This is a genomic window from Conexibacter woesei Iso977N, from assembly GCF_000424625.1.
In the GTDB taxonomy this organism is placed as follows: domain Bacteria; phylum Actinomycetota; class Thermoleophilia; order Solirubrobacterales; family Solirubrobacteraceae; genus Baekduia; species Baekduia woesei_A.
This window is the reverse complement of the sequence record NZ_AUKG01000005.1, coordinates 168,631-193,635: the sequence shown is the minus strand read 5'-3', so window position 1 is coordinate 193,635 and position 25,005 is coordinate 168,631. Positions and strand designations below refer to the sequence as shown.

Genomic DNA, 25,005 nt, shown 5'->3' with positions numbered 1-25,005 from the left:
GTGAGCCAGCGGAGCTCGGTGAACTCGTCGAGGGCGGCGTCGCCGCCGAAGCGGCCCCAGCCGGAGTGCTTGACGCCGCCGAAGGGCATCTGGGGTTCGTCGTGGACGGTGGCGCCGTTGATGTGGCAGATGCCGGACTGGATCCGCCGGGCGACCGCCTCCGCGCTCGCCGGGTCGCCGAAGACCGCGGCGGCGAGGCCGTACTCGGTGTCGTTGGCGACGCGGACGGCTTCGTCGGCGCCGTCGACCTCGATGACCGTGACGATCGGGCCGAAGGACTCCTCGGCGTAGATCCGCATCTCCGGCGTGACGCCGGCGACGATCGTGGGGGTGAGGAGCAGGCCGTCGGCCTGGCCGCCGGTCAGCACCTCGGCGCCCTTGGCCTTGGCGTCTTCGAGCAACTCCGCCACACGGTCGGCGGCGGCCTGGTTGACGACCGGCCCGATCATCGTGCCCTGGTCGCGGGGGTCGCCGACGACGAGGCCCTCGGCCTTGGCCACCAACTTGCTTTTGAGGTCGTCGGCGACGGCCTGGTCGACGACGATCCGCTCGGTGCTCATGCAGATCTGGCCGGAGTTCATGAACGCGCCGAAGTTGGCCGCGGCCGCGGCTTCGTCGAGATCGGCGTCGGGCAACACGACGAACGGCGCCTTGCCACCGAGCTCCAACAACGTGCGCTTCAGCTGGGTCGCGGCCTTCTCGGCGATGATCCGCCCGACCTTCGTGGAGCCGGTGAAGTTGATGCGCTTGACCGCGGGGTGCTCGATCAACGCGGCCACCACCTCGGCAGCGTCCTCGGGCTGGTTGGTGATCAAGTTGATGACCCCGGCCGGAACGCCCGCGTCGTTGATCGCGGCGGCGATGGCGGCGTGCGTGCGCGGGCACTCCTCGCTCGCCTTCAGCACCACCGTGTTGCCGAACGCCAGCGGCGTCGCGACCGCGCGCGTGGCGAGGATGATCGGCGCGTTCCACGGCGCGATGCCGACGACCACGCCGACGGCCTGCCGCACCGCCCGCGCGTTCAGCCCCGGGACGTGGGACTCGATCGCCACTTCCTCATCGACCTGCCCGGCCAACGACGCGGCATGCCGCAGCATCCCCGCGGCCAGACCGCAGTTGAACATGCCCCACCCGAAGGTCGCGCCACACTCGGCGGTCATCGTCGATGCGATGTCGGGCGCACGCTCGTCGAGGAGCTCCGCCGCGCGGCCCAGGAACCCCGCGCGCTCCTCCGCGGCGAGGGCGGACCAGGCGGGGAAGGCGCGGTCGGCGGCCTCCGCCGCACGCGCAGCATCCGCGACCGACGCGGCAGCCGCCTCGGTCACCGCCTCACCCGTGAACGGGTCGGCCTTGCCGAACGTCCGGCCGCCCTCCGCTCCGACCCACTCCCCGCCGATCAACAGCGGCTGTTCCACGATGACCTCAGACATGGTGGCGACGATCGCAAGTATCAGGCAAACTGTCAACCATGAGCGACGACCTGTCCTGGCCCCTGCGCCGCGCCGCCCGACTGTTCCCCACCAAGCCGGCGGTGGTCGACGCCGCCGGCGGCACGACCGTCACCTACGCCGAGCTGGCGGCGCGCGTCGCGCAGCTCGGCGCCGCGCTGGCCGCGGTCCCGGACGGCGGCCGCGTCGGCGTCCTGGCCGCGAACTCGCTCACGCACCTCGAGCTGTTCCTCGGCGTCCCGAGCGCCGGCCGCGTCGTCGTCTCGCTCAACACCCGCCTCGCCGCCGAGGAGCTGACCGCGCTGGCGAAGGACGCCCGTCTCTCCCTGCTCGTCGCCGACGACGCCAACGCCGAGACCGCCCGCGCCATCGCGGACGCCGCCGGCTGCCCGCTGCTCATGGTCGGCGCCGAGTACGACGCGTGGCGCGAAGCCGCGACCGCCGTCGCGCCCGCAGCGGCGGCGGCTCCGGAGACCGGCGCGCTCGCCGCGATCTCCTACACCGGCGGCACCACCGGGCGGCCGAAGGGCGTCATGCTCAGCCACGGCAACCTGCTCGCCAACGCGCGCCACAACATCATGGCGACAGGGCACGGGGCGGAGGATCGGTGGCTGCACGTCTGCCCGATGTTCCACGTCGCGGGGACGGCGAACGTCGTCGCGGCGACGTGGGCCGGCGCCTACCAGGTCGTCCTGCCGCGCTTCGACGCCGCCGTGGTCCTGGCCGCGATCGAGTCCTACAACATCACCCACCTCGTCCTGGTCCCGACCATGTTGGGGATGTTGCTCGACCACCCCAACCTGGACACCGCGGACCTCTCCAGCCTCGGCCACGTCCAGTACGCGGCCTCGCCGATCACGCCCGAGCTGCAGCGCCGCGTCCTGCAGCGCTTCCCGGACATCGACGTCGCGCAGTTCTACGGGATGACCGAGGCCGCGCCGACCGTCACGACCTGCACGCCCGCCGACCACCGCCGCGCCGACGGCGCGCGTCTGGCCTCGATGGGCGCGCCGGTGATCGGCGTCGAGGTCGAGGTCCGCGACCCGGACACGACCCAACCCCTACAACCTGGTGAGATCGGCGAGGTCTGGGTCCGCGGCCCCAACGTCATGTTGGGGTATTGGGAGCAACCGGAGGCCACGCAGGCCGCGCTGACCCCCGACCGCTGGTACCGCACCGGCGACGCCGCCTACGCCGACGCCGACGGCTACCTGTTCCTGGTCGACCGGCTCAAGGACATGATCATCTCGGGCGGCGAGAACGTGTACTCGGTCGAGGTCGAGGCGGTCCTGGCCGAGCATCCGGCGGTCGCCGAGGCCGCGGTCTACGGCGTCCCGCACGCGCGCTGGGGCGAGGCGGTCCACGCGACGGTCGCCGTCACCGACCCCGCGATCACTGCCGACGACCTGATCGCCCACTGCCGCGAGCGGATCGCCGGCTTCAAGGTCCCACGCGCCCTGGACCTGACGACCGAGCCGCTGCCGAAGTCCGGCGCGGGCAAGCTGCTGAAGAACCGGCTGCGCGATCCGCACTGGGCCGGACGCGAGCGCAATATCAGTTGAACTGATACTCTGGGGAGACCATGAGCGAGCAAGAGTGGGAGACGGTCCGGACCACGGTCGCGGACGGCATCGGGTGGCTGGAGTTCAACCGCCCCGACAAGCGCAACGCGATGAGCCCGCAGCTCAACGTCGACATGGCCGAGGCGCTGCACGCACTCGACCGTGACGACGCGTGCGGCGTCGTGGTGCTGACCGGCGCCGGCGACGCGTGGTCGGCGGGCATGGACCTCAAGGAGTACTTCCGCGAGGTCGACGGCGGCCCGCTCTGGCGCCAGCGCGAGGTCCGCGAGCAGTCGCAGACCTGGCAGTTCCGGATCCTGCGCCACTTCTCCAAGCCCACGATCGCCATGGTCAACGGCTGGTGCTTCGGCGGCGCGTTCATCCCGCTCGTCTCCTGCGACCTGGCGATCGCCGCCGACGAGGCGACGTTCGGCCTCAGCGAGATCAACTGGGGCATCCCGCCCGGCGGCATGGTCTCCCGCTGCCTGGCCGACACCGTCGGCAGCCGTCAGGCGTTGTGGTACATCATGACCGGCGAGACGTTCGACGGCCGGCGCGCCGCCGAGATGAACCTGGTCAACAAGTCGGTCCCGCTGGACCAGCTGCGCGACGAGACCGTCACGCTCGCCAAGACGTTGTTGGACAAGAACCCGGTCGTCATGGACGCCGCCAAGAACGGCTACAAGCATGCCGCCGAGATGTCGTGGGAGGGCGCGCTCGACTACCTGTACGCCAAGCTCGAGCAGTCCCAGTTCAACGACCGCTCCAAGGGTCGCGAAGAGGGGCTGAAGCAGTTCCTCGACGACAAGGCGATCCGCCCCGGCCTGCAGGCCTACAACAAGGGCTAGCGCGCGGGCGCGAGCGTCACGCGCAGCGGGCCGGACGGGAACGCGGTGACGGTGTAGCTCTGGCGCCAGTCGCCGCGGCCCGCGTCCGGCAGCGGGTCGAGCGCGGCCGAGCCGGGGACGGTGATGCCGCCGGGCGCGGTCAGCGTCACGCGGGCGCCGGTGAAGCGGTGCACGAGCTTCATGTACCCCGTGTCGTCCTGGACCGACAGCCACACGCGGCCACCACCCGGCAGCGCGCGGGTCGCGGGCGCCAGGACGTACGGGCCGCCGACGTCGTTGACCACGACGCCGCCCGCGGTCGTCGCCCGGATCCGGACCACGTGCAGCGTCCGGTCGCGGAACAGCCCGACGATCGCCGCGCGCAGCGCCGCCGCGTCGCCGGCCCGGACCGCCGCGACCAGCGCGCGGTCGTGCGCGACGACGCGCGCCACGCGGGCCGTCGCCGCGCCGCCCGCCTCGCTCGCGTACAGCCGCTGCGCGACCGCCACGGTCGTCAGCGCGCGCGTCTGCCGCGCGGTCGCGCCGCACTCGGTCGCGCGCGGCGGGTCGTACTGCATCGCGACCGTCACCGCGCCGCGCGGGAACGCGACGCCGCGCACGACGCCGCTGGCCGCGCCGGCCTCCGCCGCGCGGTGGACGCCCGGCAGGACCGCGACCCGCGCGCCGGTCACCGCGCCGATCTCGCCCGCGATCGCCGCGTCGGACGCGACCGCCAGCCGGTAGGTCCCGGCAACGCGCCCGTCCGGCGCCAGGATCGTCCCGGTCACCGGCCCCAGCGCGCGCGTCGTCCCGTGCTGCGCGAGCACGCGCCCGCGCGCGTCGCGGATCGTCAGCCGCCGCACCTGGTTCTTCAACAACGGCGCCAGCGCGCGGCGCGTCGCCCGCGCGTCGCCGGCCACGACCGCGCGCGACAGCAGCAGCGACCGCGCGAAGCGCCGCCGCACCGCCACGACGTTGCGCCCGCCCGCGGCCTGCGCGTAGATCCGCGCGGCCACGCCGGTCAGCGTCGCGTCGGCGATCCGGGCGCACGACGGCGCGGGGACGGACGCATCGCTGCGCGCGCCGCCGCAGCCGGCGACGGCCACGATCATCGTCAGACCGGCGGCGAGGAGGCGCAGCATGCCGGGAACCTCGCGCGCCGCGCTCAGATCGACCTCAACAGATCATGTGCAACGTGTTGGGCTCTCACCCGCCGCGAGTGACCGGCGCTCACCCGCCGCGGCTCTACGGTCACCGCCACGATGAGCGCCGCTGCCATGCCGCCACCACCGATCGCCGTCACCGCGCCGCCCTCCGGCGGGCCGCCACGCTGGCTGGCCGCCGTCCTCGGCGTCCTGACGATCCTCGTCGGGATCGCCGCGCTGGTCTGGCCGGGGCCGACGCTGCTGGCGATCGGCTTCCTGTTCGGGATCTACCTCGCGGTCTGGGGGATCGGCCTGCTCGTCCGCGGCGTCGGCGGCCACGACGTCTCGGTCGGCCTGCGGATCCTCGACATCTTCCTCGGCGTCTTCGCCGTCCTGGCCGGCATCGCCCTGATGGTCCGGCCGGGCGCGTCGGTGCTGACGGTCGCCTGGATCCTCGGCTTCTGGTTCGTGCTCGCCGGCGTGATGCAGCTCGTGCGCGGGTTCGTCGAGGCCGAGGGGCGCTGGTGGAACCTGATCTGGGGCATCGTCGGGATCGTCGCCGGGTTCATCATCTTGGACTCGCCGGAGATCGGGATCGCGACGCTCGTCTGGATCGTCTCGATCGGCCTCATCGTCCAGGGCTTCCTGGAGCTGGCGCTGGTCTTCGCTCCGCGCGGCGGCGGGAGCGTGGCGTGATGCGCGCCCGGACGACCGTCGCCGCCGCGCTCGCCGCGCTGCTGCTCGTGTTCGCCGCCGGCTGCGGCAGCTCGCCCGAGGACAACGCGCACGACTCCGGCAAGAAGGTCGGCGAGGCGCTGCGCCAGATCGCCGACGCCGACTCGGTCGACAGCGTGCAGGCCGGGGTCGCGGACCTCAGGAAGGCGGTCGGCGACGTCAGCGACGACGTCTCGTCACGCGTCAGGAGCCAGGCGCGCGTCCAGCAGGACACGCTCAACGGAGCGATCGGGGCCTTCAAGCAGTCGGTCACCGCGACCGATCCGGATGCCAAGGCGGCGGCGAAGTCCGAGCTGCAGGGCCAGATCCAGGACCTGCGCACGCAGGCCTCGAGCAGCGCCAACACGCGCGACTCGGTGACCAACGCGTTCTGGGACGGCGTGAAGGACGGCTACGACGATCAGTAGCAGCCGTCCCGCACGCGCGTCGTCAGCGGGCTAGCAGTAGGCCAGCGTCTTCTTGACGGTCTGCGACTGGCCGTCGTCGGTCGTGAACTGGACCGAGAAGTCGCGCTTGCCGTCCTTGCAGCCGGTCGACTCCAGGAAGCCGACCTTCTTGCCCTTCACGGTCTTCGTGATCCTCGAGATCGTCGCCTTGGCGTCGACGACCGGCAGGTCGAGGCCGACCTGGTGGCGCAGCAGGTCCGGGACCGTGAACGTCAGGCCGCCGGTCGTGCCGCTCTGGGTCCACCTGGCCGGGACCGTCTGGGCGATCGGGACCGGGCAGCCGCCCTCGGTCTTGATCCACAGCGCGGCCTTGCCGCCACCCGAGTTGTAGATCTTGAACGGCAGGGTGCAGGTCTGGGCGTCGGAGGCCGGCTGGCCGGTCGAGCCGATCAGCGCCTTCAGCGTGCCGCTGCCGACCTTGGAGGCCGCGGGGCAGCTCGCGTCGGAGGCGGCCGCGTCCATCTTGGCGGCCGCGCAGCTCGGGACGATCTTCCAGTTCACACGACCGCCCTCGACCTTGATCGTGTAGGTCTTGACGACCTGCGGGACCGTGGTGCCGGCCGTCAGCTGGAACGCGAACTTCAGGTCCGCCGCCTTCGGCTTGGCCGCCGTGCCGCCGCGGATCGACGTGCCGCCGGTGACGTTGTACTGGTTGGGCGCGGTGGACTGCGCGTACGCGGCCGACGCCAGCGCGACCGTGGCGAAACCGGCCGCGGCCAGCAGCTTCTTGCTCTGCATCAGAGGAGCCTCTCCTGCTTCTTCTGTCGATGACGGCGGGCGCGTGGGGCACCCGTCGTCTGGGGAACGCGGAAGTACATCAGACCCGGCGCGGGAGTGGGTCACACCCGTCCCGCTTGCGGCAGGATCCTGACGGCGGGCCGCGTTACGCCAGGATCAGGTCGGCGTAGCCGTCGGCGATGGCGTCGGCGTCGAGGCGGCCGCGGGGCCGGTACCACTGGGCGGTGTGGTTGACCATGCCGAGCAGGGCCGACAGCGTCAGGCGGCGGTCGCCGAGGCGGGTCGGGACGTCCTCCAGGACCTCCTCGACCAGCTCCTCGAAGCGCTTGCGGCTGCGGCGGACCGGCAGCCACTGGTCGCCGTGGTCGATGACGTGGCGCTCCTGCAGGAACACCAGCATGTGGTCGCGGTGGGCGATCACGTGGCGAACCCAGAGGCGGACGAGGTCCCGCAGCCGCTCGGCGGCGTCGTCGCCCGGGTCGTCGAGCAGCTCGCGCGCCTCGACCAGCAGCGGGTCCATGAGCTGGTCGCAGATCGCGATCAGCAGCTGCTCCTTGGACCTGAAGTAGTGGTACAGGCTGCCCGCCGCGATGCCGAGCTCCTCGGCCAATTGAGGCACCGACGTCTGGTCGTACCCGCGCGCCGCGAAGACGCGAGCGGCTTCCTGGACGACCTCCGCCTGGCGGCGGTCGTAGCGCTCGCGCAACGCGGCGCGACGGGGACGGGGCGGCAGGGCCATGGGAGCCGCGGACTCTACCGAATGGACATTCGAAGTTCGAACGATCATTCGGTACGATCCGGCCATGCTGTTCGACCTCGACGACGACACCCAGCTGCTCCAGCGCACGGTCCGCGACTTCGCCACCGGCGAGGTCGCGCCGCAGGCCGAGGAGCTGGACCGCACGAAGGCGTTCCCCTATGACCTGGTCGCCAGGATGGGCGAGCTGGGGTGGATGGGGATCCCGTTCCCGGAGGAGGTCGGCGGCGCGGGCGGCACCGCGCTGCAGTACGCGATCGCCGTCGAGGAGCTGACGCGGATCGACTCGTCGGTGGCGATCACGATGTGCGCGCACACGTCGCTGGGCACGCAGCCGGTCTACCTGTTCGGCAACGACGAGCAGAAGGCGCGGCTGCTGCCGGACCTGTGCGCGGGGCGCAAGCTCGGCGCGTTCGGCCTGACCGAGCCCGAGGCGGGCAGCGATGCCGGCAACGTCAAGACGCGCGCGGAGCTCGACGGCGACGGCTGGGTCGTCAACGGCGCCAAGCAGTTCATCACCAACGCGGGGACGTCGATCTCCGGCCACGTGGCGATCACCGCCCGGACCGGCGACGGCGAGATCTCCAACCTCATCGTCGAGAACGGGACCCCCGGCTACGAGCAGGGCGAGCCGTATCGCAAGATGGGGTGGAACGCGTCGGACACGCGCCCGCTCGTCTTCGAGGACTGCCGCGTGCCGGAGGACAACCTGCTCGGCCCGCGCGGCGCCGGCTTCAAGCAGTTCCTGCACATCCTCGACATCGGCCGGATCGGCGTGGCGGCGATGGGCGTCGGCCTCGCGCAGGGCGCGTTGGACGAGGCCTTGAAGTACGCCAGGGAGCGCAAGGCGTTCGGTCAGTCGATCTCCAAGTTCCAGGCCATCCAGGGCAAGTTGTCCGACATGGCCACGGAGATCGAGGCGGCGCGCCTGCTGACCTACAAGGCCGCGTGGTTGAAGGACCAGGGCCGCAACTTCACGCTGACCGCCGCGCAGGCGAAGCTGAAGACCGGGCGGCTGGCGGTGCGCTGCACCGAGGAGGCCGTGCAGATCCACGGCGGCTACGGGTTCATCGAGGAGTACCCGGTGTGCCGGTTCTACCGCGACGCCAAGATCCTCACGATCGGTGAGGGCACCGACGAGGTCCAGCAGATGGTCATCGCGCGGGCGCTCGGGGCGTAGGGGTTCGTAATGGCATTGCCTTCGTCGGTCCGGATCCGCGAGGTCGGCCCGCGGGACGGGTTCCAGAACGAGCCCGAGGTGATCGCGAGCGCCGACAAGGTGGCGCTGATCGACCTGCTGGCCCGGACGGGCGTGCGGCGCTTGGAGGTCACGTCGTTCGTCCGCGCCGACGTGATCCCGCAGCTGGCCGACGCGAGTGCGGTGCTGGAGGCGATCTCCGTTCCTGATGATGTTGCGGTCACGGTGCTGATCCCCAACGAGCGCGGGTTCGACAACGCGCTGGCGCATCGGGATCGGTTCTCCGAGATCAACTGCTTCATGTCGGCGAGCGAGTCCCACAACAGGGCCAACGTCAACAGGCCGATCGCCGAGTCGCTGGCGGGGCTTCAGCGCGTGATCGGCCGCGGCGTGGCCGAGGGGCTGCGCTGCGAGGCGGTGCTGTCGGTCGCGTTCGGCTGCCCCTACGAGGGCCACGTGCCGCCGGAGCGCGTGTTCGGGATCGCGGAGCAGCTGATCGCGGCGGGGGCGAGCGAGATTGGCTTCGGCGACACGACCGGGATGGCGAACCCGGCGCAGGTGGGGGAGTTCTTCGTGGCGGCGCGCGAGGCGCTCGGCGACGACGTCGAGCTGACCGCGCACTTCCACAACACGCGCGGGCAGGGCCTGGCGAACGTGTACGCGGCGCTGCAGGCGGGATGTCAGTCGTTCGAGTCGTCGTTCGGCGAGCTGGGCGGCTGCCCGGTCCCGGCGGGCGCGACCGGCAACATCGCGACCGAGGACCTGGTGTCGATGTTGGAGGAGATGGGGATCGACACGGGGATCGACCTGGGGTCCTTGCTCGGCGCGGCGCGCGCGGCGCGCGACGTGCTCGGCCGGCCGCTCGGCTCGCACACGCTCGTGGCCGGGCCCGTGGAGTGGAACGATGCGTGAGCTGGCGCCGATCCTGATCGCCAACCGCGGCGAGATCGCGGCGCGGGTCGCGCGGACCGCGCACGGGCTGGGGCTGTCGACGGTGGGCGTGGTGACCGAGGCCGACGCGGGCGCGCTGCACGCCGACGCGACCGACATGGTGGTGTCGATCGGGTCCTACCTCGACATGGACGAGCTGCTGCGTGCCGCGCGGGTCGCGGGCGCGCGGTCGGTGCACCCGGGCTACGGGTTCCTGAGCGAGAACGCCGCCTTCGCGCGCGCCGTCCGCGACGCCGGGCTGGTGTGGATCGGCCCGCCGCCGGAGGCGATCGAGCTGATGGGCGACAAGGGCGCGGCCAAGGAGGCGGCCGCGGCGGCGGGCGTCCCGGTCGTGCCGTCCGGCGACGGCGCGGGCTTCCCGGTCGTCGTCAAGGCGGTCGCGGGCGGGGGCGGCAAGGGCATGCGCGTCGTGCGCGCCGCCGACGAGCTGGAGGCCGCGACGGCCGCCGCGCAGCGCGAGGCGCTGAGCGCCTTCGGCGACGACCGTGTGATCGTCGAGCAGTACCTGGAGCGCCCGCGGCACATCGAGATCCAGGTGCTCGCGGATGGGCACGGCAACGTCGTCCACCTCGGCGAGCGCGAGTGCTCGCTGCAGCGCCGCCACCAGAAGGTCGTGGAGGAGGCGCCGTCGCCGGTCGTCTCGCCGCAGCTGCGCGCCGAGATGGGCGCCGCCGCGGTGGCCCTCGTGCGCGCGTGCGGGTACGAGGGGGCCGGGACGGTCGAGTTCATCGCCACCGGCGACGCCTCGGAGTTCTTCTTCCTGGAGATGAACACGCGGCTGCAGGTCGAGCACCCGGTCACCGAGTTGGTGTACGGGTTGGACCTCGTCGAGCAGCAGCTGCGCGTCGCGGCGGGGGAGGAGCTGACGCTCGAGCAGGACCTGCTGGCGCCGCTCGGCCACGCGGTCGAGGCGCGGCTGTACGCCGAGGACCCGGCCGGCGGCTTCCTGCCCGCGACGGGCGTTGTCAAGGTGCATGCCTTGCCGGACGGCGAAGGCGTACGTGTCGATACGGGCATCCGCGCGGGCAGCGTCGTCGGGACCTCGTACGACCCCATGTTGGCCAAGGTGGTGGCCTACGGCCCGGACCGCGCGACCGCGCTGGACCGGCTGGACCGCGCGCTGGCGCAGTACGCGATCGCGGGCGTGACGACCAACGCCGCGTTCACGCGCGTGCTGATCGGCCGCGACGACGTCCGCGCCGGCGAGCAGGACACCGGGCTGCTGGAGCGCGTCCTCGAACAGCTTGCCCTACCCGCGCCCGGCGACCTGCTCGCCGCCGCCGTCCTGGCCGCCGCCGGGACCGCGCACCCGGCCGGGCCCTGGCGCCGCGCGCTGGAGGACCACGGCGAGGCGCGCGTCGCCGACGGCGTCGTCACCGTCGGCGACCAGCGCTGGGACGGCGCCGCGTTCGCGTGGAGCGGCGACGGCTTCGCCTACGTCACCCTCGACGGCGTCCGGCGTCGGTACGCGATCGCGCTCGAAGGTGAGGACGTGGTCTACGTCTTCCGCGATGGACATCATCTTGCGGTCGCGACCCACCGGCCCGTCCGGTCCGGGGCCGGCGCGCTGGCGGGATCGCTGGAGGCGCCGATGCCCGGGACGATCTGGGCGGTCAACGTCAGCAACGGCGATGCCGTGGAGGAGGGCGACGTCCTGATCGTGTTGGAGTCGATGAAGATGGAGCTGTCGATCACCGCGCCCACCGCGGGCGTCGTCGAGGGCCTGGACCTCAGGGCCGGCGACAGGGTCACGCTCAGGCAGCCGCTGCTGGCGGTCGTGGAGGCAGAGGCATGAGCGGTCACCGAGACAACCACCTTGCGTTGATCGAGGACCTCGACGCCCGCCTTGCGCGCGTCCAGGCGGGCGGCGGCGAGAAGGCGCGCGCCCGCCACACGGCGCGCGGCAAGCTGCTGCCGCGCGACCGCGTCGAGCGGCTCTGCGACCCGGGCGCGCCGTTCCTGGAGCTTTCAGCGCTCGCCGCCGAGGGCCTCTACGACGGCGCGGCGCCCGGCGCCGGCGTCGTCGCGGGCATCGGCACGGTCAGCGGCCGGCAAGTCATCGTCGTTGCCAACGACGCCACCGTCAAGGGCGGGACCTACTACCCCATGACGGTCAAGAAGCACCTGCGCGCGCAGGAGATCGCGCTGCACAACCGGCTGCCGTGCGTCTACCTCGTCGACTCCGGCGGCGCGTTCCTGCCGATGCAGGACGAGGTCTTCCCCGACCGCGAGCACTTCGGCCGCATCTTCTACAACCAGGCCAACCTGTCGAAGCTCGGGATCCCGCAGATCGCCTGCGTGATGGGGTCCTGCACGGCCGGCGGCGCCTACGTCCCGGCGATGAGCGACGAGACCGTCATCGTCCGCAACCAGGGCACGATCTTCCTCGGCGGCCCGCCGCTGGTGAAGGCCGCGACCGGCGAGGTCGTCACCGCCGAGGAGCTGGGCGGCGGCGACGTGCACGCACGCACCTCGGGCGTCGTCGACCACCTCGCCGAAGATGATGACCATGCGTTGGAGATCGTCCGCTCGATCGTCGCGACGCTCCCGCCGGATCCGGACGCGCCGTGGGCGCGCCAGGCGCCGCGGCTGCCGAAGCACGACGCCGAGTCGATCCTCGACCTCGTCCCGACCGACACCCGTACGCCCTACGACGTGCGCGACCTCCTGCGCCGCGTGGTCGACGACTCCGAGCTGCACGAGTTCAAGGAGCTGTACGGCACGACGGTCGTCACCGCGTTCGCGCACCTCGACGGCCACCCGGTCGGGATCGTCGCCAACAACGGGATCCTGTTCAGCGAGTCCTCGCTGAAGGCCGCGCACTTCATCGAGCTGTGCGACCGCCGCGAGATCCCGCTGCTGTTCTTCCAGAACATCTCCGGCTTCATGGTCGGCAGGGACTACGAGGCGGGCGGGATCGCCAAGGACGGTGCCAAGCTCGTCACCGCGGTCGCGACCGCGCGCGTGCCCAAGATCACCATGATCGTGGGCGGCTCGTTCGGCGCGGGCAACTACGGGATGTGCGGCCGCGCCTACTCGCCGCGGTTCCTGTTCATGTGGCCCAACGCGCGGATCAGCGTGATGGGCGGCGAGCAGGCGGCGACGGTCATGACCGAGGTCGGCCAGCCCGAGGTCGGCGCCCAGCTCAAGGACCAGTACGACGAGCAGGGCAAGCCCTGGTACTCGACCGCCCGCCTGTGGGACGACGGCGTGATCGACCCGCGCGACACCCGCGCCGTCCTGGCCCGCGCGCTGGCGGCCTGCTCCAACGCGCCGCTGGAGCCCGTGGGCTACGGCGTCTTCCGCATGTAGAGTCGGCCGGCGATGTGGCGACCTCACGACCCCGCCAAGCTCGCGCTGCGCGGCGGGCTGCGCACCGCGTTGGTGCTGCCGATCGTCTTCGCGATCACGAAGCTGTGGTGGGGTGAGCCGCGGGCGTCGGTGATCGCGGCGTTCGGGACGATCGCGCTGCTGGTGTTCGCCGACTTCGGCGGGCCGATGCGCGCCCGGATCCCCGCGTACCTGGGGACGGCGGCCGCCGGGTTCGCGCTGATCCCGCTGGCGACGGTGTGCTCGCGGTCGACGGTTGCGGCGACGCTGGTCATGGCGGTCGTGGCGTTCCTGGTGCTCTACGCCGGGATCGTGGACGGCTACGTCGCGACGGCGGGCCCGGCGGCGTTGTTGGTGTTCACGGTCTCGCTGATGATCCCGGCAGGCTCCGACGCGATCGGGCCGCGCCTGGGCGGCTGGGCGCTGGCCTGCGTGTTCGCGATCACGGCGCAGCTGACGCTGTGGCCGTCGCGCCCGCAGGCGCCCGTGCGCGGCGCCGCGGCGCGGGCGTGCCGGGCGATGGCGACCTGCCTGCGGACGACCGGCGACGCGCACACCGAGGCGCGCGCCTCGGCGCGTGAGGCGGTCACCGCGATGGAGCGCGCGTTCGCCGCGACGCCGTACCGGCCGTCCGGCCCGTCCGGCCCGACCGCGGCGCTCGCGCAGCTGATCGACGACCTCGACGGCGCGCTGCCGTTCAGCCACGCCACGCCGGAGGACGCGGCGGCGAACCCGTGGCCGGAGCACCACGCGGCGATCAACGCGGCCGCGGCCGCGGTCCTCGACGGCGCGGCGGAGCGGCTGGCGTCGGACGGCGAGGTCGCCGCGCCGATCGACCTGTACGCCTTGGACGAGGCGAGCGAGGCGGTGGGCCGCTCGGTGTCGCTGCTGCGCGCCAGCGGCGAGGTCGTCGGCCGCCCGGCGCTGCGCGAGGCGTTCCGGCTCACGGCGCTCGCCGACGCGATCTGGAACCTCGGGCGCCACGCGCTGATCGTCACCGGCGCCGACGCGCCGGACCAGCGCGACTACGAGGAGGAGGCCGCGCAGATGGGCGCGCTGACCGGTCGCCGCGCCGAGCTGCAGACGCACGCGTCGATGGAGTCGGTGTGGTTCCGCAACGCGGTCCGCGGCGCGCTCGCGCTGGCCGGCGCGGCGTTCGTCGGCCAGGTGACCGACGCGACCAACGCCTACTGGATCGTCCTCGGGACGCTGTCGGTGCTGCGCTCGCACGCGCTCGGGACCGGGACGTCGATCCGCGACGCGCTGCTCGGGACGCTCGCCGGCCTGCTGGTCGGCGGCGCGGTGATCTGGGTGATCGGCGACCACACGACGTTGTTGTGGTTCCTGCTCCCGTTCGTGGCGTTCTTCGTGGCCTACGCGCCGAAGGCGATCTCGTTCCTGGCGGCGCAGGCGTCGTTCTCCTTGCTGTTGCTGACGTTGTTGAACATCATCCATCCGGTCGGCTGGTCGACGATCGGGACCGTGCGGCTGGAGGACGTCGCCGCGGGCTTCGGCGTCTCGCTGCTGGCGGGCGTGCTGCTGTGGCCGCGCGGCGCGGCCGCGGTCGTCCGGGCGGCGCTGCGTGCCGACTACGACGCGTCGGTCGCCTACCTCGCCGGCGCTGTCGAGCTGCTCCAGCACCGCGGGACGTTGGAGCGCGGGCGCGCGCTGCACCGCGAGGCGCTGGAGGCCCACGACATCCTCGACACCGCGTTCCGCCAGGTGCTCGGCGAGCGGCGCGCGCCGACCGAGCTCGGGCTGGACGCGTTCGGGACGCTCGTCGCGGGCGCCGCGCGCATCCGGCGGACCGCTCACGCGCTCACCCGCGCGCACGAGCTGTGGCGCGACGAGTCGCCGGGCGACGTCTGCACGACGGCGCTGGCCGCACGCGCCGCGCTCGACGCCGAGACGACGGCGGTCAGCGCCTGGCACCGCGAGCTGGCCGGCGCGTTCGAGCGCGCGGCGGGCGCGCCGGACGCGCAGGCGCAGGACGCCGGCCTGGAGCGCCAGGTGCTCTCGTGGGCGCGCGATCCCGCGGCGGTCGACGCCGACGGCGCGCGCGTCGTCGCGTGGGCGGGCCAGCACCTGGAGGTCCTGCGCCGCAACGAGCCGCGCCTGGCCGAGGCGGCCGAGCGCTGGGCCGAGAGGGGCGCGACCGCGCACGCGTCGTGAAGGACATGCGGATGCGGATCGACCACATCATCTTGGCCACCGGCCCCGACCTGGAGGCCGAGGCCGCCGCGTTCAGCGCGCGGACCGGGCTCGGCGTGCTGGCCGGCGGCACGCATCCGGCGTGGGGGACGCGCAACGCGATCGTCCCGCTCGGCGGTGCCTACGTGGAGCTGGTGGCGGTCGCCGACGCAGAGGTCGCCGCGGGCAGCGCGTTCGGCCGCGCGGTCGCCGCGGGCGCGGGCTCGTTGATCGGCTGGGCGGTCGAGCCCGACGACTTCCTCGCAGCCACGCGCCGCGCCGGGGTCGACGCGCTGCGCGGCGAGCGCGAGCGGCCGGACGGCTCGTTGTTGTCGTGGTCGATGGCCGGCGCCGACGAGGCGCTCCCGCGCGGGCTGCCGTTCTTCCTGACCTGGGACGCGCCCGAGCAGAGCCCGTCACGCGCGGTCGTCGAGCACCAGGTCCAACCCAAGGGCATTGCCTGGATCCAGCTCCCGGAGGTCGACGGCCTCGACGCCTGGCTCGGCCCCGGCCACGGGCTCGACGTTCGTACCGGCCCGCCGCGCGCCGCCATCGCGCTGGCCGACGACGGCGGCGAGCTCTTGGTGCCCTAGGGTCGTGAGCCGGAAATTCGCCGGCAGCCTCCGTGCGCTCGCCGCCGTCTGACGTCCGCCGCTGATCCTCGATGAACCAGGGGTTCACCTGCGGTCATCGACGGCCGTCATCCGGGGCCGAGCATCCCGGATGCTGCGGCCGAATTTCCGGCTCACGACCCTAGCTCTTCGCGGCGCCCAGGACGCTGAAGTCGAACATCGTCCCGACGTCCGGCCGGGCCTTCACCAAGCCGAGCTTCGTCGCGAAGTCCGCCCACTGCTCGATCACCGGGCGGTCCAGCTGCAGCGTGGGGGAGAGCACCGGGCGCACGGCCGCGATCTGCGCGCCGATCAACCTGGTGTCGTCGGTCGAGGAGGCCTTGGCGATCTGCCTGGTCGCGGCGTCCGGGTCGGCCTGCACGGCGCGCTCGCCGTCGGCGATCGCCGACAACGTGTCCTTGATCACGCCCGGCTCGCGCTGCAGCGTCTTGCGCGCGGTGACGAGGATGACCTCGGGGTAGGCGGGCGCGCCGTAGTCGTCGACCCGGAACTCGTGGGTCCTGACGCCGCGCTCGCGCAGCGCGACGCCCTCGGCGTTCCAGAACACCGGGACGCCCTGCACCTTCTTGGCCAGGATCGCGGTCACGGAGTTGAAGCCGATCGTGATCTGCCTGACCTTGGAGAAGTCGCCGCCGTCGTGCGAGATGATGGCGTTGAGGAACGCCGGATCGGACGGCAGGCCGGACACGCCGACCGACCTGCCCTCGAGGTCGCGCGGCCGCGCGACGTCGTCGCGGGTGATCAGCGCGGCCAGCGGCTTGGTCACCAGCTCGCCGACGCCGACGACGTCGATGTGCTGCTGGCGCGCGATCGCGAGGTCGGAGATGTCGAGGATGCCCATGTCGAGCTTCCCCGCGGCGACCAGCTTCAGCGCGTCCGGCCCGGACCCCGGCTGGCGGATCACCAGCCGGACGTGATGTCGCGCGTCCGCCCCCGTGCGCGTGGCCGCGTAGATCGGCGCGTGGACGGCGTTGGGGGTGAAGTCGAGGGCCAGCTGCACGGTCTTCCGGCCGCCCGTCCCGTTGGACGAGCCGTCGCCGGAGCCGCAGCCGGCCGCGAGCAGGAGCGCCAGGCCGCAGAGGGCGGCGAGGCACGCGCGACGGGCGGGCATCGCCGCCGGAGTCTACGGTGTCGCCATGCCGCCGAGCCTGCCCGAGCGCGTCCGGACCGCCTCCGCGGAGATCACCGCGCAGGCGGAGCACGTCCGCGTTGTTGATGGGGTCGACAGCGCCGCCGACGGCGTCGTCGGGTTCGACCCCGCGCGCCACCCGCTGGAGGGCGACCGCGAGCACGTCGCCCGCTACGTGCTGGTGATCGACACCATCAACTTCGGCTCGGGCTGGTTCTCGACCCTGCGCCACGGCGAGACCGAGGCGATGACCGACGCGCTGACCGCCTTCGCGCGCGCCGAGGGGATCTGGTGGGACGCGCTGCCGTCGCTCACGGCAGGCGACGTCGCCGCCGTCCTCGACGAGGACCCCGACCACGAGTTGATGGGGTACTACGCGCAGGCGCTGAACGAGCTCGGCACCTGGGCCGCCGGCCGCGACGCGCTCGACCTCGTCGCGCTCGCCGGCGGCTCGGCGGCAGCCTTCGCCGAGCTGCTCGCCATCGAGTTGTCGTTCTACGCCGACGAGCCGTTCTACAAGCGCGCGCAGATCGCCGCCAACGACCTCGTCCTCGCCGGCGCCGCGGAGTTCCGAGACATCGACGACCTCACCGTGTTCGCCGACAACTTCCTCCCGCACGTCCTGCGCCTGGACGGCGTCCTGGAGTACGACCCCGCGCTGGCCGCGCGCATCGACGCGGGCGAGCTGCTCGAGGCGGGCGGCGCCGAGGAGCGCGAGCTGCGCGCCTGCACGATCACCGCCTGCGAGCGCCTGGCGCGGCGCGCCGGCGTCCCGCCCCGGATCCTCGACAACTGGCTCTGGAACCGCGCGCTCGAAGCGGGCTACGCGTCCCGCCCCGCGCACCGCTGCCGCACGATCTACTACTAGTCCTAGTCCAGCCTGCCCGTCGCGTAGCGCTGCAGCGCCGGGCCGACCGCAGCGATCACCTGCTCGTCGCTGACCGCGTCCTGCGCGAGCTGGCCGGTGACGTAGCGGCTGATCCCGAGGCCCTGCAGCTGGGCGGAGATCAGGCCCGCGCGCAGCTCGCGGTGGTCGGCGCGCAGCTCGGCGAGCAGGGGCATCAGCAGCTTCGTGCTCAGGAACTCGCGCAGCAGCGCGGCGGCGGTCGCGTCGGTGATCGACGCCTGCATCAGCGCCAGGATCGGCGAGCGCGTCGCCTCCTGGCGCCAGTGGCCGACGAACACCCCCGCGATCCGCGCGCCGACCTCGCGGCGGCCGCCCGCGAGCATCGCGGCGACCGCGGCGTCCGGGTCGAACGGCCACTCCACGACCGCGCCGAACAGCCCCGCCTTGGACCTGAAGAAGTGCGAGATCAGCGCGACGTCGACCTCCGCGTCGCGGGCGATCCCGCGCAGCGACGCGCCCTGGTAGCCGTCGCGCGCGAACGCCGCCCGCGCCGAACGCAGGATGTCGTCCTTCGAACCGCTCTCGCCCGGTCGTCGTCCTCGTGGCATTTCATCGCGTAGAATACAATTCAACGCGTGGAGTTCTACGAAGCGACAGAAGAAGGCGAGCGAGAGATGACGACGCAGCGCAAGACCCTGGGCCTCACGATCGCGCTGGCGGTGATCGGCGTGTTCGTGACCTACGTGCCGATCACGTCGGTGAGCGTCGCGCTGGCGACGATCCGGCAGGGCACCCATGCCGGGACGAGCGACCTGCAGTGGGTGACCGACGCCTACATCATCCCGATGGCCGCCGCGATCCTCAGCGCCGGCGTCTTCGGCGACCTGCACGGCCGCCGCAAGGTGTACGTGGTGGGCATGGCGCTGACGGTCGTCGGCGCGACGATCGCCGCGCTCGCGAACACCGCAACCGGCGCCTCGGCGCTGCACGTCCTCTGGGCGGGCCAGGCCGTCTCCGGCCTCGGCGCCGGGCTGCTGCTGCCGACGACGCTCGCGCTGATCGCCCACGCGGTCCCGGACCTGCACGACCGCGCGAAGTACGTCGCGCTGTGGGCGACCGGGCTCGTCCTCGGCCTCTCGGTCGGCCCCCTGGTCTCCGGCGTGATCCTCGAGCACGCGGGCTGGGGCTGGATCTTCGCGCCCGTCGCCGTGCTGGCGCTGGTCACCGGCGCGCTCGCCCAGCGCGTGCTGCCGGAGTCGCGCGCGCCCGAGGGCCGGCGGCTGGACTGGTCGGGCCAGGCGCTGGCCACCGTCGCGATCGTCGCGTCGATCTTCGGCGTCATCGAGGGCGGCGACCGCGGCTGGGCCGACCCGGCGACCGTCGGCGCGCTCGTCCTCGGCGCGGCCGCGCTGGCCGCGTTCGTCGCGGTCGAGCTGCGCACGCCCGCGCCGCTGCTCGACGTCCGGCTGTTCCGGTCGCCGGCCTTCGCGGCCTCCGGCTTCGCGGCGCTGGTGGCGCTGTTCGCGATCGTCGGGACGCTGTTCCTGCTGTCGATCTTCTTCGGCGCCGACCAGCACCTCAAGCCGCTGGACATCGGCTACCGGCTGTTGTTCATCAACCTGGTGACCGCGCTGGCCAGCCCGTTCGTCGGCCGCGCGATGCGGCGCGTGCACCCGATCGGCGCGCTCGCCTTCGGGCTCGGCCTCGGCGCGGTCGCGATGCTGCTCCTGCGCGGCCTCGGCGACGACGCGTCGTTCGGCGCGGTCACGTGGCGCCTCTCCGTGCTCGGGATCGCCGACGCCTTCATGTTGAGCGCGGTCGCGGTCGCCGCCATCCACGCCGTCCCGCACCACCTCGCCGGGATGGCCTCGGCCGCCAACACCGCGCTGCGCCAGTACGGCGGCGCGCTCGGCCCGGCCGTGCTCGGCGTGATCCTGACCTCGCGCATGGCCGGCGGCGCGACGATGGCCGCTGCGATGCACGTCGCGCTGGTCGTCAACGCGATCGCCCTGGCCGCCGCCGCGCTGGTCTGCCTGGCCGCGTGGCGGTCAGTCGCCCAGCCAGTGGACGATCTCGAGCGCCAGGCCGACCTGGAGCCCGTGGCCCTCTAGCGGCGTGGGGAGGAGGTCGCGGGCGCGCGCGAGGCGGTTGAGGACCGTGTTGCGGTGGGCGAACAGCGCGCGCGCCGCGCGGGAGGCGGAGAACTCCTCGCGGATGTAGACGCGCAGCGTCTCGCGCAGCTCGGGCTCGGCGCTCGCCAGGCGCCCGAGCGTGCGCGAGACGAACTCCGCGGTGTTCTCCTCGTCCTGCGCGCTGAGCGCGACGAGCTGCACGTCCTGGTAGGACGCCAGCCGCAGGTCGCGCGGCGTGCGGTGCATCAGCCGCTGGGTCGCCAGCGCGTCGAGGTGCGAGCGCCGGAACCCCTCCATGCCGCTCGCGGTCGTCCCGAGCGCGATCCGGATCGACGGCGGCGGCGCGAACGACGCCGGGACCGGCGCGGCGAACCACGCCCACAGCGCGCGCGTCGAGGCGACGACCGTGAACGCGCGGCGCGCGCCGGCCGCGCGGGCCAGCGCGTCGGCGGCGGACTCCAGGACCGACTGGCCGCCGCCCTCGTCCTCGGTCCACACGACCGCCGCGGTGTGCTCGCCGGCCAGCTCGTAGCGCAGCCGCTCGCTCGCGCGCGTGCGGGTGATCGGCGCGCCCTCGAGGATCAGGTTCACGGTCTCCAGCCGCTCGGCGTGCGTGCCGCCGACCAGCTCCTCGCGCTCGCGCTCGATCAGCTCGCGGATCCCGTCGACGGTCTCGTCGACGAACGTGAAGATCGAGCGCGCGGTCACGTCGAGCAGCTCGCGCAGCTCGGCCGGGTCGGTGGTCAGCGAGAACGCGAGCTGCATCCACAGCCGCCAGGCGACGTTCTGGCCGACGCGGTAGGAGTTCAGCGACGTGTCGTCCAGGCCGCGGCGCACGACGTCGCGCGCGAGGTCGAGCACCTGCGGCGACAGGTTGCCGGGCACGTAGGCGCCCGGCTTGCGGATGTTGGCCTGCGCCCAGTGCAGGACGTTGGCGTGGTTGGTCGCCACCGCCGCGGCGGCGATCGCCGGGTCCTCGACCAGCCGCGACGGCGAGGCGTCGAGGACCGCCGCGTCGACCTGGTCGAAGAGGCCCGCGGGCTGTTCGAGCAGCAGCACCGCGCCCTGCCGGATCAGCTCCGCGACGCGTGGGGAGGGCGCTTCCCAGGTGGGCATGGTGCACAACCTACACCCGCAATACGGGGCGAGTTGCCCTGGTGAACATCCGGTCACCTGGCCACCCTTCAGAGCATGAGCTCTGAGCACGTCGACGTCCTGATCGTCGGAGCGGGGGTGTCCGGCATCGGCTGCGCCTACCACCTGCAGACCGAGGCCCCCTCCAAGTCCTACATGATCCTGGAGGCCCGCGAGGCCACCGGCGGCACGTGGGACCTGTTCACGTACCCCGGCATCCGCTCGGACTCCGACCTGCACACGTTCGGCTACGCCTTCAAGCCGTGGCGCGACGAGAAGTCGATCGCCGACGGCCCCGCGATCCTCGAGTACATCCGCGAGACCGCGCGCGAGAACGGCATCGAGCAGCACATCCGGACCGGCCACCGCGTGACCGGCGCGAGCTGGTCGACGGCCGACGCGCGCTGGACGGCGCAGGTCGCGCTGGCCGACGGCACCGAGAAGACGATCACCTGCGACTGGCTCTTCGTCGCCGGCGGCTACTACCGCTACGACCAGGGCTTCATGCCGGACTTCCCGGGCCTCTCGGACTTCCAGGGCACGATCATCCACCCGCAGCACTGGCCCGAGGACCTCGACTACGAGGGCAAGAACGTCGTCGTGATCGGCTCCGGCGCGACCGCGATGACGATCGTCCCGGCGATGGCCAAGGAGGGCGCCGCGCACGTCACGATGCTGCAGCGCTCGCCGAGCTACGTCGCCTCGGTGCCCCAGCGCGACCCGATCGCCAACTGGCTGCGCGGCAAGCTGCCCGAGGCGCGCGCCTATGCGATCACGCGCCGGAAGAACATCGCCCAGCAGAGGATCGTCTACTCGCTGGCGCAGAGGCACCCCAAGCTGGTCCGCCGCCTGCTGACCGCGGGCGTCAAGAAGCAGCTGCCCGAGGGCTACGACGTCGCCACGCACTTCAACCCCAGGTACAACCCGTGGGACCAGCGCCTGTGCGCGGTCCCGGACGGCGACCTCTTCAAGGCCATCAAGAAGGGCGGCGCGTCGATCGTCACCGACACGATCGAGCGCTTCACCGCCGACGGCATCCAGCTCAGCAGCGGCGAGCACCTGCCCGCCGACATCATCATCTCGGCGACCGGCCTGAACCTGCTGGCGTTCGGCGGCGTCCAGCTGACGGTCGACGACACGCCCGTCAGGCTCAACGACCACCTGGTCTACAAGGGCATGATGTTGAGCGACGTCCCGAACTTCGCGTTCGCGATCGGGTACACGAACTCGTCCTGGACGCTGAAGGTCGACCTCGTCTGCGAGCACCTCACGCGCATGTTGGGGTACATGGACCGCTTCGGCCACGACATCGCCGCGCCGCACGCCTTGGACCCCAACATGGAGACGCGGCCGCTGCTGGACTTCGCCGCGGGCTACGTCCAGCGCTCGCTGCAGGAGTTCCCGCGCCAGGGCGTCCGCCAGCCGTGGAGCATGGCGATGAGCTACGCGGCCGACATCAAGACGCTGCGCAACGGGCCGGTCAACGACCCCGAGCTGCGGTTCTCCGCGGCGACCGGCAAGCGCGACCCGGACACCGAGCCGGAGCGCGCGGTCGCCGCCTAGGCGCCGCGCGCCGCGCCGCCCCGCGCGCCGCGATCACCAGATCGCGGCGTCCAGGAACAGCGGCAAGGTGTAGGACTCGGCGAACGCGTCCTGCACCACCAGCGCCGTGATGTCCCTCGGGTCCAGGGCGGCGGCCGCCGGCGCCCTCGCGCCGGACTCCGCGAAGGCCGAGGACCACAGCAGCGCCAGCGTCACGCACGCGTCGGCGACGCAGGCGATCGTCGCGTCGCCGAACTGGTCCCACAGCGTCTGCGGCGTCGCGCCCGGCGCCTGCCAGGCGTCGCAGATCGACAGCGGCGGGATCGCCGCGGCGGTGCGCGCCATCAGGTCCATCGCCGCGTGCGCGGCGGCCTGGTGGCCCTTGACGAGCGCGGGGAGCCTCGCCCTCTTCAGCGTCACGGCCAGGCCGTCGCGCAGCTGCGTGCGGTGGCGGTCCATCATGTCGTCCTCGTAGCCCGCGTGGACGTGCCTGTGCCTGTCGTCGGGCCGGCCGTCGGCGAACTGCGAGCCGTGCAGCGGCTGGCTGGCGTCGCCGACGTAGTGCGCCATCACGCCCAGCGCGCAGAAGCCGTGCAGCACGTCGCCGGACCTCAGCGCGGCGACCGCCTCCTTGTACAGCTGGGCGACCCGGAACGGCAGCATGCCGCGCCTGTCGGTGTGCGGGACCGGGTCGAGCCGCTCGTAGAACGCGTTCCACGCCGCGGGTGTGAGCGTCGCCGGGTCGGCGAGGTAGTTGGACAACAACGTCTCGGTGGGCGCGGCGCCGGGCAGCGGCTGGTCGACGTCGGCGTAGTGGTTGGGGCCCTCGCGCCCGCGCTTGGCGGTGGGGTCGAAGACCGGGTGCTTCCAGACGCGGTCCGGGACGTCGGCGAGCGGGATGAAGTGGCGCTGGGTCTCGAGGTCGAGGTACCTGCCGTCCTCGATGTCGGCGATCTCGAACCCGATGTTGGTGCGGTTGGCCACCATGTAGGACTTCCACCCGGCGGGCCTGACCAGGTCGCAGGCCAGCGCGCCGATCGTGTAGTGGCCGGTGGTGCCCCAGTAGGTGTCATGGTCGGCGTTGAAGTCCGCGAGGACGTCGACCTGCAGCTGGCTCAGCGCGGTCGACAGGAACGTCGCCAGCGCATAGGGCGACTCCCTCCTCGCGCCGGTCCCGAAGCGGTGGCCGCCCCACTGCAGGGCGATCGGCCGCGGGCGCGCCTGGGGATCGGCCTGCAGCGGCGGGCCGTCGGCGACCCAGAGCGTGCCGGAGTCGCCGGGCCGCGTCGGCAGCTCGCCGCCCTCGCGCGGGCCGATCAGGACGTCGGCGACGTAGTCGGTCCCGGCCAGCGACCTGTAGCGGTAGGACAGCGCGAGCACCTGGCCGGTCAGCGCGCCGGACGCGCCGCCGAAGGCGCGGACGTCCTGGCCGATCAGCTCCAGCGACAGCGACTCGGCGCCGCCGACGTCGACGACCGCGCCGAGCGTGCCGACGCCGAAGACCTGTGCGGTGGCGTTGTTGATGTCGTCGAGTTGTATGAGTCCCGCGTCCACCGCCAGCTCGACGCGGTCGCCGCCGAGGCCAGGGTAGACGGCGCCGAGCGGGACGCGGCCGACCGCGGTGCCGGAGGAGGTCCCGATCGGGACCTCCGATCCGCCGACCTCGGTGTGCAGGCGGCGGCCGGCCTCGCCCGCGACGTGGCGGTTGGTGAGGGCGGAGACGACGTCGCCGTCGGTGACCAGGCAGCCGATCGTCCCGGTGCGGATCTGGCCCTGCACGAACGACTCGCACACGTAGCCGCCGCCGATCAGCGCGCTCGGGTAGCTCAGCGTCGCGTGCTCGTCGGGCGGGCCGGCGACCGGCGGCGTGAAGACGACGCAGGTCGGGACCGTGCGCCCGTCGGGCAGGTAGAGCTCGCGCGGGACCATCGCGTCCGGCGCCTCGCGGATCTGCCTCGGCGTCAGCCAGGCCGAGACGAAGACCAGGACGCACGGCCATGACGTCGGGCCGGGCGCGGAGTTGGCGAGCGTGCGCGGCTCGCGGCCGGTCGCAGGCCGCGCGCGCCGCTCGTGCGGCGTCAGGCCCTCGGCGAGCTCGTCCTCGCGCTCGAGGTAGAGGCCGAGCGCGGTGCCGACGACGTTCGGCAGGCGGGCGAGGTGGACCTGGTAGGCGTCACGCGCGGCGAACAGGTCCGCGAGCGTGAGCGTTTGGTACTTGTCACGGGCGGCCACGCCGCATTGTGTTCCTCAGCGACTTCGGAG

At 72.9% G+C, this 25,005-nt stretch carries 21 protein-coding genes; 13 read left to right on the top strand and 8 right to left on the bottom strand.

Translation table 11 applies throughout. The features are described 5' to 3' along the window. Positions 1–1,430: aldehyde dehydrogenase family protein (locus H030_RS0127240; protein ID WP_027008454.1), on the bottom strand; the 1,430-nt coding region annotated here is incomplete at its 3' end. A gap of 38 nt (positions 1,431–1,468) precedes the next feature. Here H030_RS0127240 and H030_RS0127235 point away from each other — a divergent pair. After that, positions 1,469–3,010 carry a class I adenylate-forming enzyme family protein gene (locus tag H030_RS0127235; RefSeq protein ID WP_035130280.1) on the top strand — a complete coding sequence of 514 codons (1,542 nt, stop codon included), beginning with the start codon at positions 1,469–1,471 and terminating at the stop codon, positions 3,008–3,010. A 20-nt stretch (positions 3,011–3,030) separates the two neighbouring features. Further along, complete coding sequence (locus H030_RS0127230; RefSeq protein WP_027008452.1) at positions 3,031–3,858, top strand: p-hydroxycinnamoyl CoA hydratase/lyase; 828 nt, start codon at positions 3,031–3,033, stop codon at positions 3,856–3,858. On the opposite strand, the gene H030_RS0127225 is transcribed toward H030_RS0127230, so the two are convergent. Then, entirely contained in the window at positions 3,855–4,979 is a 1,125-nt protein-coding gene (locus H030_RS0127225) for a hypothetical protein (RefSeq protein ID WP_027008451.1), read from the bottom strand. The two genes, H030_RS0127230 and H030_RS0127225, sit on opposite strands and share 4 nt — an antisense overlap. Before the next feature lie 120 nt (positions 4,980–5,099). Here H030_RS0127225 and H030_RS0127220 point away from each other — a divergent pair, with 120 nt between their 5' ends. Further along, on the top strand, positions 5,100–5,678 hold the full coding sequence (locus tag H030_RS0127220) for an HdeD family acid-resistance protein (protein WP_081691216.1): 579 nt from the start codon (positions 5,100–5,102) through the stop codon (positions 5,676–5,678). Continuing rightward, the gene (locus tag H030_RS0127215; protein WP_027008449.1) at positions 5,678–6,124 is read left to right on the top strand and encodes a hypothetical protein; all 447 of its coding nucleotides are present in this window, start codon (positions 5,678–5,680) and stop codon (positions 6,122–6,124) included. Before H030_RS0127220 ends, H030_RS0127215 begins: the two co-directional genes overlap by 1 nt. A gap of 30 nt (positions 6,125–6,154) precedes the next feature. Here the strand turns inward: H030_RS0127215 and H030_RS0127210 are convergent, their stop codons facing one another. Further along, positions 6,155–6,901 (bottom strand): hypothetical protein, encoded by a 747-nt coding sequence (locus H030_RS0127210; RefSeq protein ID WP_027008448.1) that lies wholly within the window; start codon positions 6,899–6,901, stop codon positions 6,155–6,157. 145 nt (positions 6,902–7,046) lie between these two features. Beyond that, the gene (locus H030_RS0127205; protein WP_027008447.1) at positions 7,047–7,640 is read right to left on the bottom strand and encodes a TetR/AcrR family transcriptional regulator; all 594 of its coding nucleotides are present in this window, start codon (positions 7,638–7,640) and stop codon (positions 7,047–7,049) included. A gap of 64 nt (positions 7,641–7,704) precedes the next feature. Here H030_RS0127205 and H030_RS0127200 point away from each other — a divergent pair, with 64 nt between their 5' ends. Genes H030_RS0127200 through H030_RS35680 form a run of 6 tightly spaced genes read left to right on the top strand, consistent with a single transcriptional unit; the run spans position 7,705 to position 15,920 of the window. Next, a complete protein-coding gene (locus tag H030_RS0127200; RefSeq protein ID WP_027008446.1) occupies positions 7,705–8,838 on the top strand; it encodes an acyl-CoA dehydrogenase family protein in 1,134 nt (377 codons plus the stop codon). Between the two features lie 9 nt (positions 8,839–8,847). Then, positions 8,848–9,768 (top strand): hydroxymethylglutaryl-CoA lyase, encoded by a 921-nt coding sequence (locus H030_RS0127195; protein WP_027008445.1) that lies wholly within the window; start codon positions 8,848–8,850, stop codon positions 9,766–9,768. Then, positions 9,761–11,602 carry an acetyl/propionyl/methylcrotonyl-CoA carboxylase subunit alpha gene (locus tag H030_RS0127190; RefSeq protein ID WP_027008444.1) on the top strand — a complete coding sequence of 614 codons (1,842 nt, stop codon included), beginning with the start codon at positions 9,761–9,763 and terminating at the stop codon, positions 11,600–11,602. The genes H030_RS0127195 and H030_RS0127190 overlap by 8 nt, the downstream gene beginning before the upstream one ends. Beyond that, positions 11,599–13,119: an acyl-CoA carboxylase subunit beta gene (locus H030_RS0127185; RefSeq protein ID WP_027008443.1), complete on the top strand. Its 1,521-nt coding sequence runs from the start codon at positions 11,599–11,601 to the stop codon at positions 13,117–13,119. Before H030_RS0127190 ends, H030_RS0127185 begins: the two co-directional genes overlap by 4 nt. A 12-nt stretch (positions 13,120–13,131) precedes the next feature. After that, complete coding sequence (locus H030_RS0127180; RefSeq protein WP_027008442.1) at positions 13,132–15,309, top strand: FUSC family protein; 2,178 nt, start codon at positions 13,132–13,134, stop codon at positions 15,307–15,309. Between the two features lie 5 nt (positions 15,310–15,314). Beyond that, a complete protein-coding gene (locus H030_RS35680) occupies positions 15,315–15,920 on the top strand; it encodes a VOC family protein (RefSeq protein ID WP_081691215.1) in 606 nt (201 codons plus the stop codon). A 160-nt stretch (positions 15,921–16,080) separates the two neighbouring features. Here H030_RS35680 and H030_RS0127170 read toward each other — a convergent pair whose 3' ends face one another. Then, on the bottom strand, positions 16,081–17,070 hold the full coding sequence (locus tag H030_RS0127170) for an ABC transporter substrate-binding protein (protein ID WP_027008441.1): 990 nt from the start codon (positions 17,068–17,070) through the stop codon (positions 16,081–16,083). Positions 17,071–17,095: 25 nt separating this feature from the next. Between H030_RS0127170 and H030_RS0127165 the strand changes: the two genes are divergently transcribed. Then, on the top strand, positions 17,096–17,956 hold the full coding sequence (locus H030_RS0127165; protein WP_155892303.1) for a queuosine salvage family protein: 861 nt from the start codon (positions 17,096–17,098) through the stop codon (positions 17,954–17,956). A 2-nt stretch (positions 17,957–17,958) separates the two neighbouring features. Here the strand turns inward: H030_RS0127165 and H030_RS0127160 are convergent, their stop codons facing one another. Beyond that, a complete protein-coding gene (locus H030_RS0127160; protein WP_027008439.1) occupies positions 17,959–18,543 on the bottom strand; it encodes a TetR family transcriptional regulator in 585 nt (194 codons plus the stop codon). Between the two features lie 66 nt (positions 18,544–18,609). On the opposite strand from H030_RS0127160, the gene H030_RS35675 reads away from it, so the two are divergent. Next, positions 18,610–20,046, top strand: coding sequence for an MFS transporter (locus H030_RS35675; protein ID WP_081691214.1), 1,437 nt, complete (start codon positions 18,610–18,612; stop codon positions 20,044–20,046). On the opposite strand, the gene H030_RS0127150 is transcribed toward H030_RS35675, so the two are convergent. Next, entirely contained in the window at positions 19,984–21,183 is a 1,200-nt protein-coding gene (locus H030_RS0127150) for a helix-turn-helix domain-containing protein (protein ID WP_027008438.1), read from the bottom strand. The genes H030_RS35675 and H030_RS0127150 overlap by 63 nt on opposite strands. Positions 21,184–21,258: 75 nt before the next feature. Here H030_RS0127150 and H030_RS35670 point away from each other — a divergent pair, with 75 nt between their 5' ends. Next, complete coding sequence (locus H030_RS35670) at positions 21,259–22,764, top strand: flavin-containing monooxygenase (protein ID WP_051223828.1); 1,506 nt, start codon at positions 21,259–21,261, stop codon at positions 22,762–22,764. Between the two features lie 33 nt (positions 22,765–22,797). Here H030_RS35670 and H030_RS35665 read toward each other — a convergent pair whose 3' ends face one another. After that, entirely contained in the window at positions 22,798–24,975 is a 2,178-nt protein-coding gene (locus H030_RS35665; protein WP_051223827.1) for a hypothetical protein, read from the bottom strand. Positions 24,976–25,005: the final 30 nt, after the last annotated feature.

Coding starts and splice junctions, on each gene's coding strand:
- H030_RS0127150 (WP_027008438.1), bottom strand. CDS start 21,183: ATGCCCACCTGGGAAGCGCCCTCCCCACGCGTCGCGGAGCTGATCCGG.
- H030_RS35670 (WP_051223828.1), top strand. CDS start 21,259: ATGAGCTCTGAGCACGTCGACGTCCTGATCGTCGGAGCGGGGGTGTCC.
- H030_RS35675 (WP_081691214.1), top strand. CDS start 18,610: ATGACGACGCAGCGCAAGACCCTGGGCCTCACGATCGCGCTGGCGGTG.
- H030_RS0127225 (WP_027008451.1), bottom strand. CDS start 4,979: ATGCTGCGCCTCCTCGCCGCCGGTCTGACGATGATCGTGGCCGTCGCC.
- H030_RS0127210 (WP_027008448.1), bottom strand. CDS start 6,901: ATGCAGAGCAAGAAGCTGCTGGCCGCGGCCGGTTTCGCCACGGTCGCG.
- H030_RS0127165 (WP_155892303.1), top strand. CDS start 17,096: ATGCCGCCGAGCCTGCCCGAGCGCGTCCGGACCGCCTCCGCGGAGATC.
- H030_RS0127205 (WP_027008447.1), bottom strand. CDS start 7,640: ATGGCCCTGCCGCCCCGTCCCCGTCGCGCCGCGTTGCGCGAGCGCTAC.
- H030_RS0127235 (WP_035130280.1), top strand. CDS start 1,469: ATGAGCGACGACCTGTCCTGGCCCCTGCGCCGCGCCGCCCGACTGTTC.
- H030_RS0127195 (WP_027008445.1), top strand. CDS start 8,848: ATGGCATTGCCTTCGTCGGTCCGGATCCGCGAGGTCGGCCCGCGGGAC.
- H030_RS0127230 (WP_027008452.1), top strand. CDS start 3,031: ATGAGCGAGCAAGAGTGGGAGACGGTCCGGACCACGGTCGCGGACGGC.
- H030_RS0127220 (WP_081691216.1), top strand. CDS start 5,100: ATGAGCGCCGCTGCCATGCCGCCACCACCGATCGCCGTCACCGCGCCG.
- H030_RS0127190 (WP_027008444.1), top strand. CDS start 9,761: ATGCGTGAGCTGGCGCCGATCCTGATCGCCAACCGCGGCGAGATCGCG.
- H030_RS0127160 (WP_027008439.1), bottom strand. CDS start 18,543: ATGCCACGAGGACGACGACCGGGCGAGAGCGGTTCGAAGGACGACATC.
- H030_RS0127200 (WP_027008446.1), top strand. CDS start 7,705: ATGCTGTTCGACCTCGACGACGACACCCAGCTGCTCCAGCGCACGGTC.
- H030_RS0127215 (WP_027008449.1), top strand. CDS start 5,678: ATGCGCGCCCGGACGACCGTCGCCGCCGCGCTCGCCGCGCTGCTGCTC.
- H030_RS0127170 (WP_027008441.1), bottom strand. CDS start 17,070: ATGCCCGCCCGTCGCGCGTGCCTCGCCGCCCTCTGCGGCCTGGCGCTC.
- H030_RS0127185 (WP_027008443.1), top strand. CDS start 11,599: ATGAGCGGTCACCGAGACAACCACCTTGCGTTGATCGAGGACCTCGAC.
- H030_RS35680 (WP_081691215.1), top strand. CDS start 15,315: ATGCGGATGCGGATCGACCACATCATCTTGGCCACCGGCCCCGACCTG.
- H030_RS0127180 (WP_027008442.1), top strand. CDS start 13,132: ATGTGGCGACCTCACGACCCCGCCAAGCTCGCGCTGCGCGGCGGGCTG.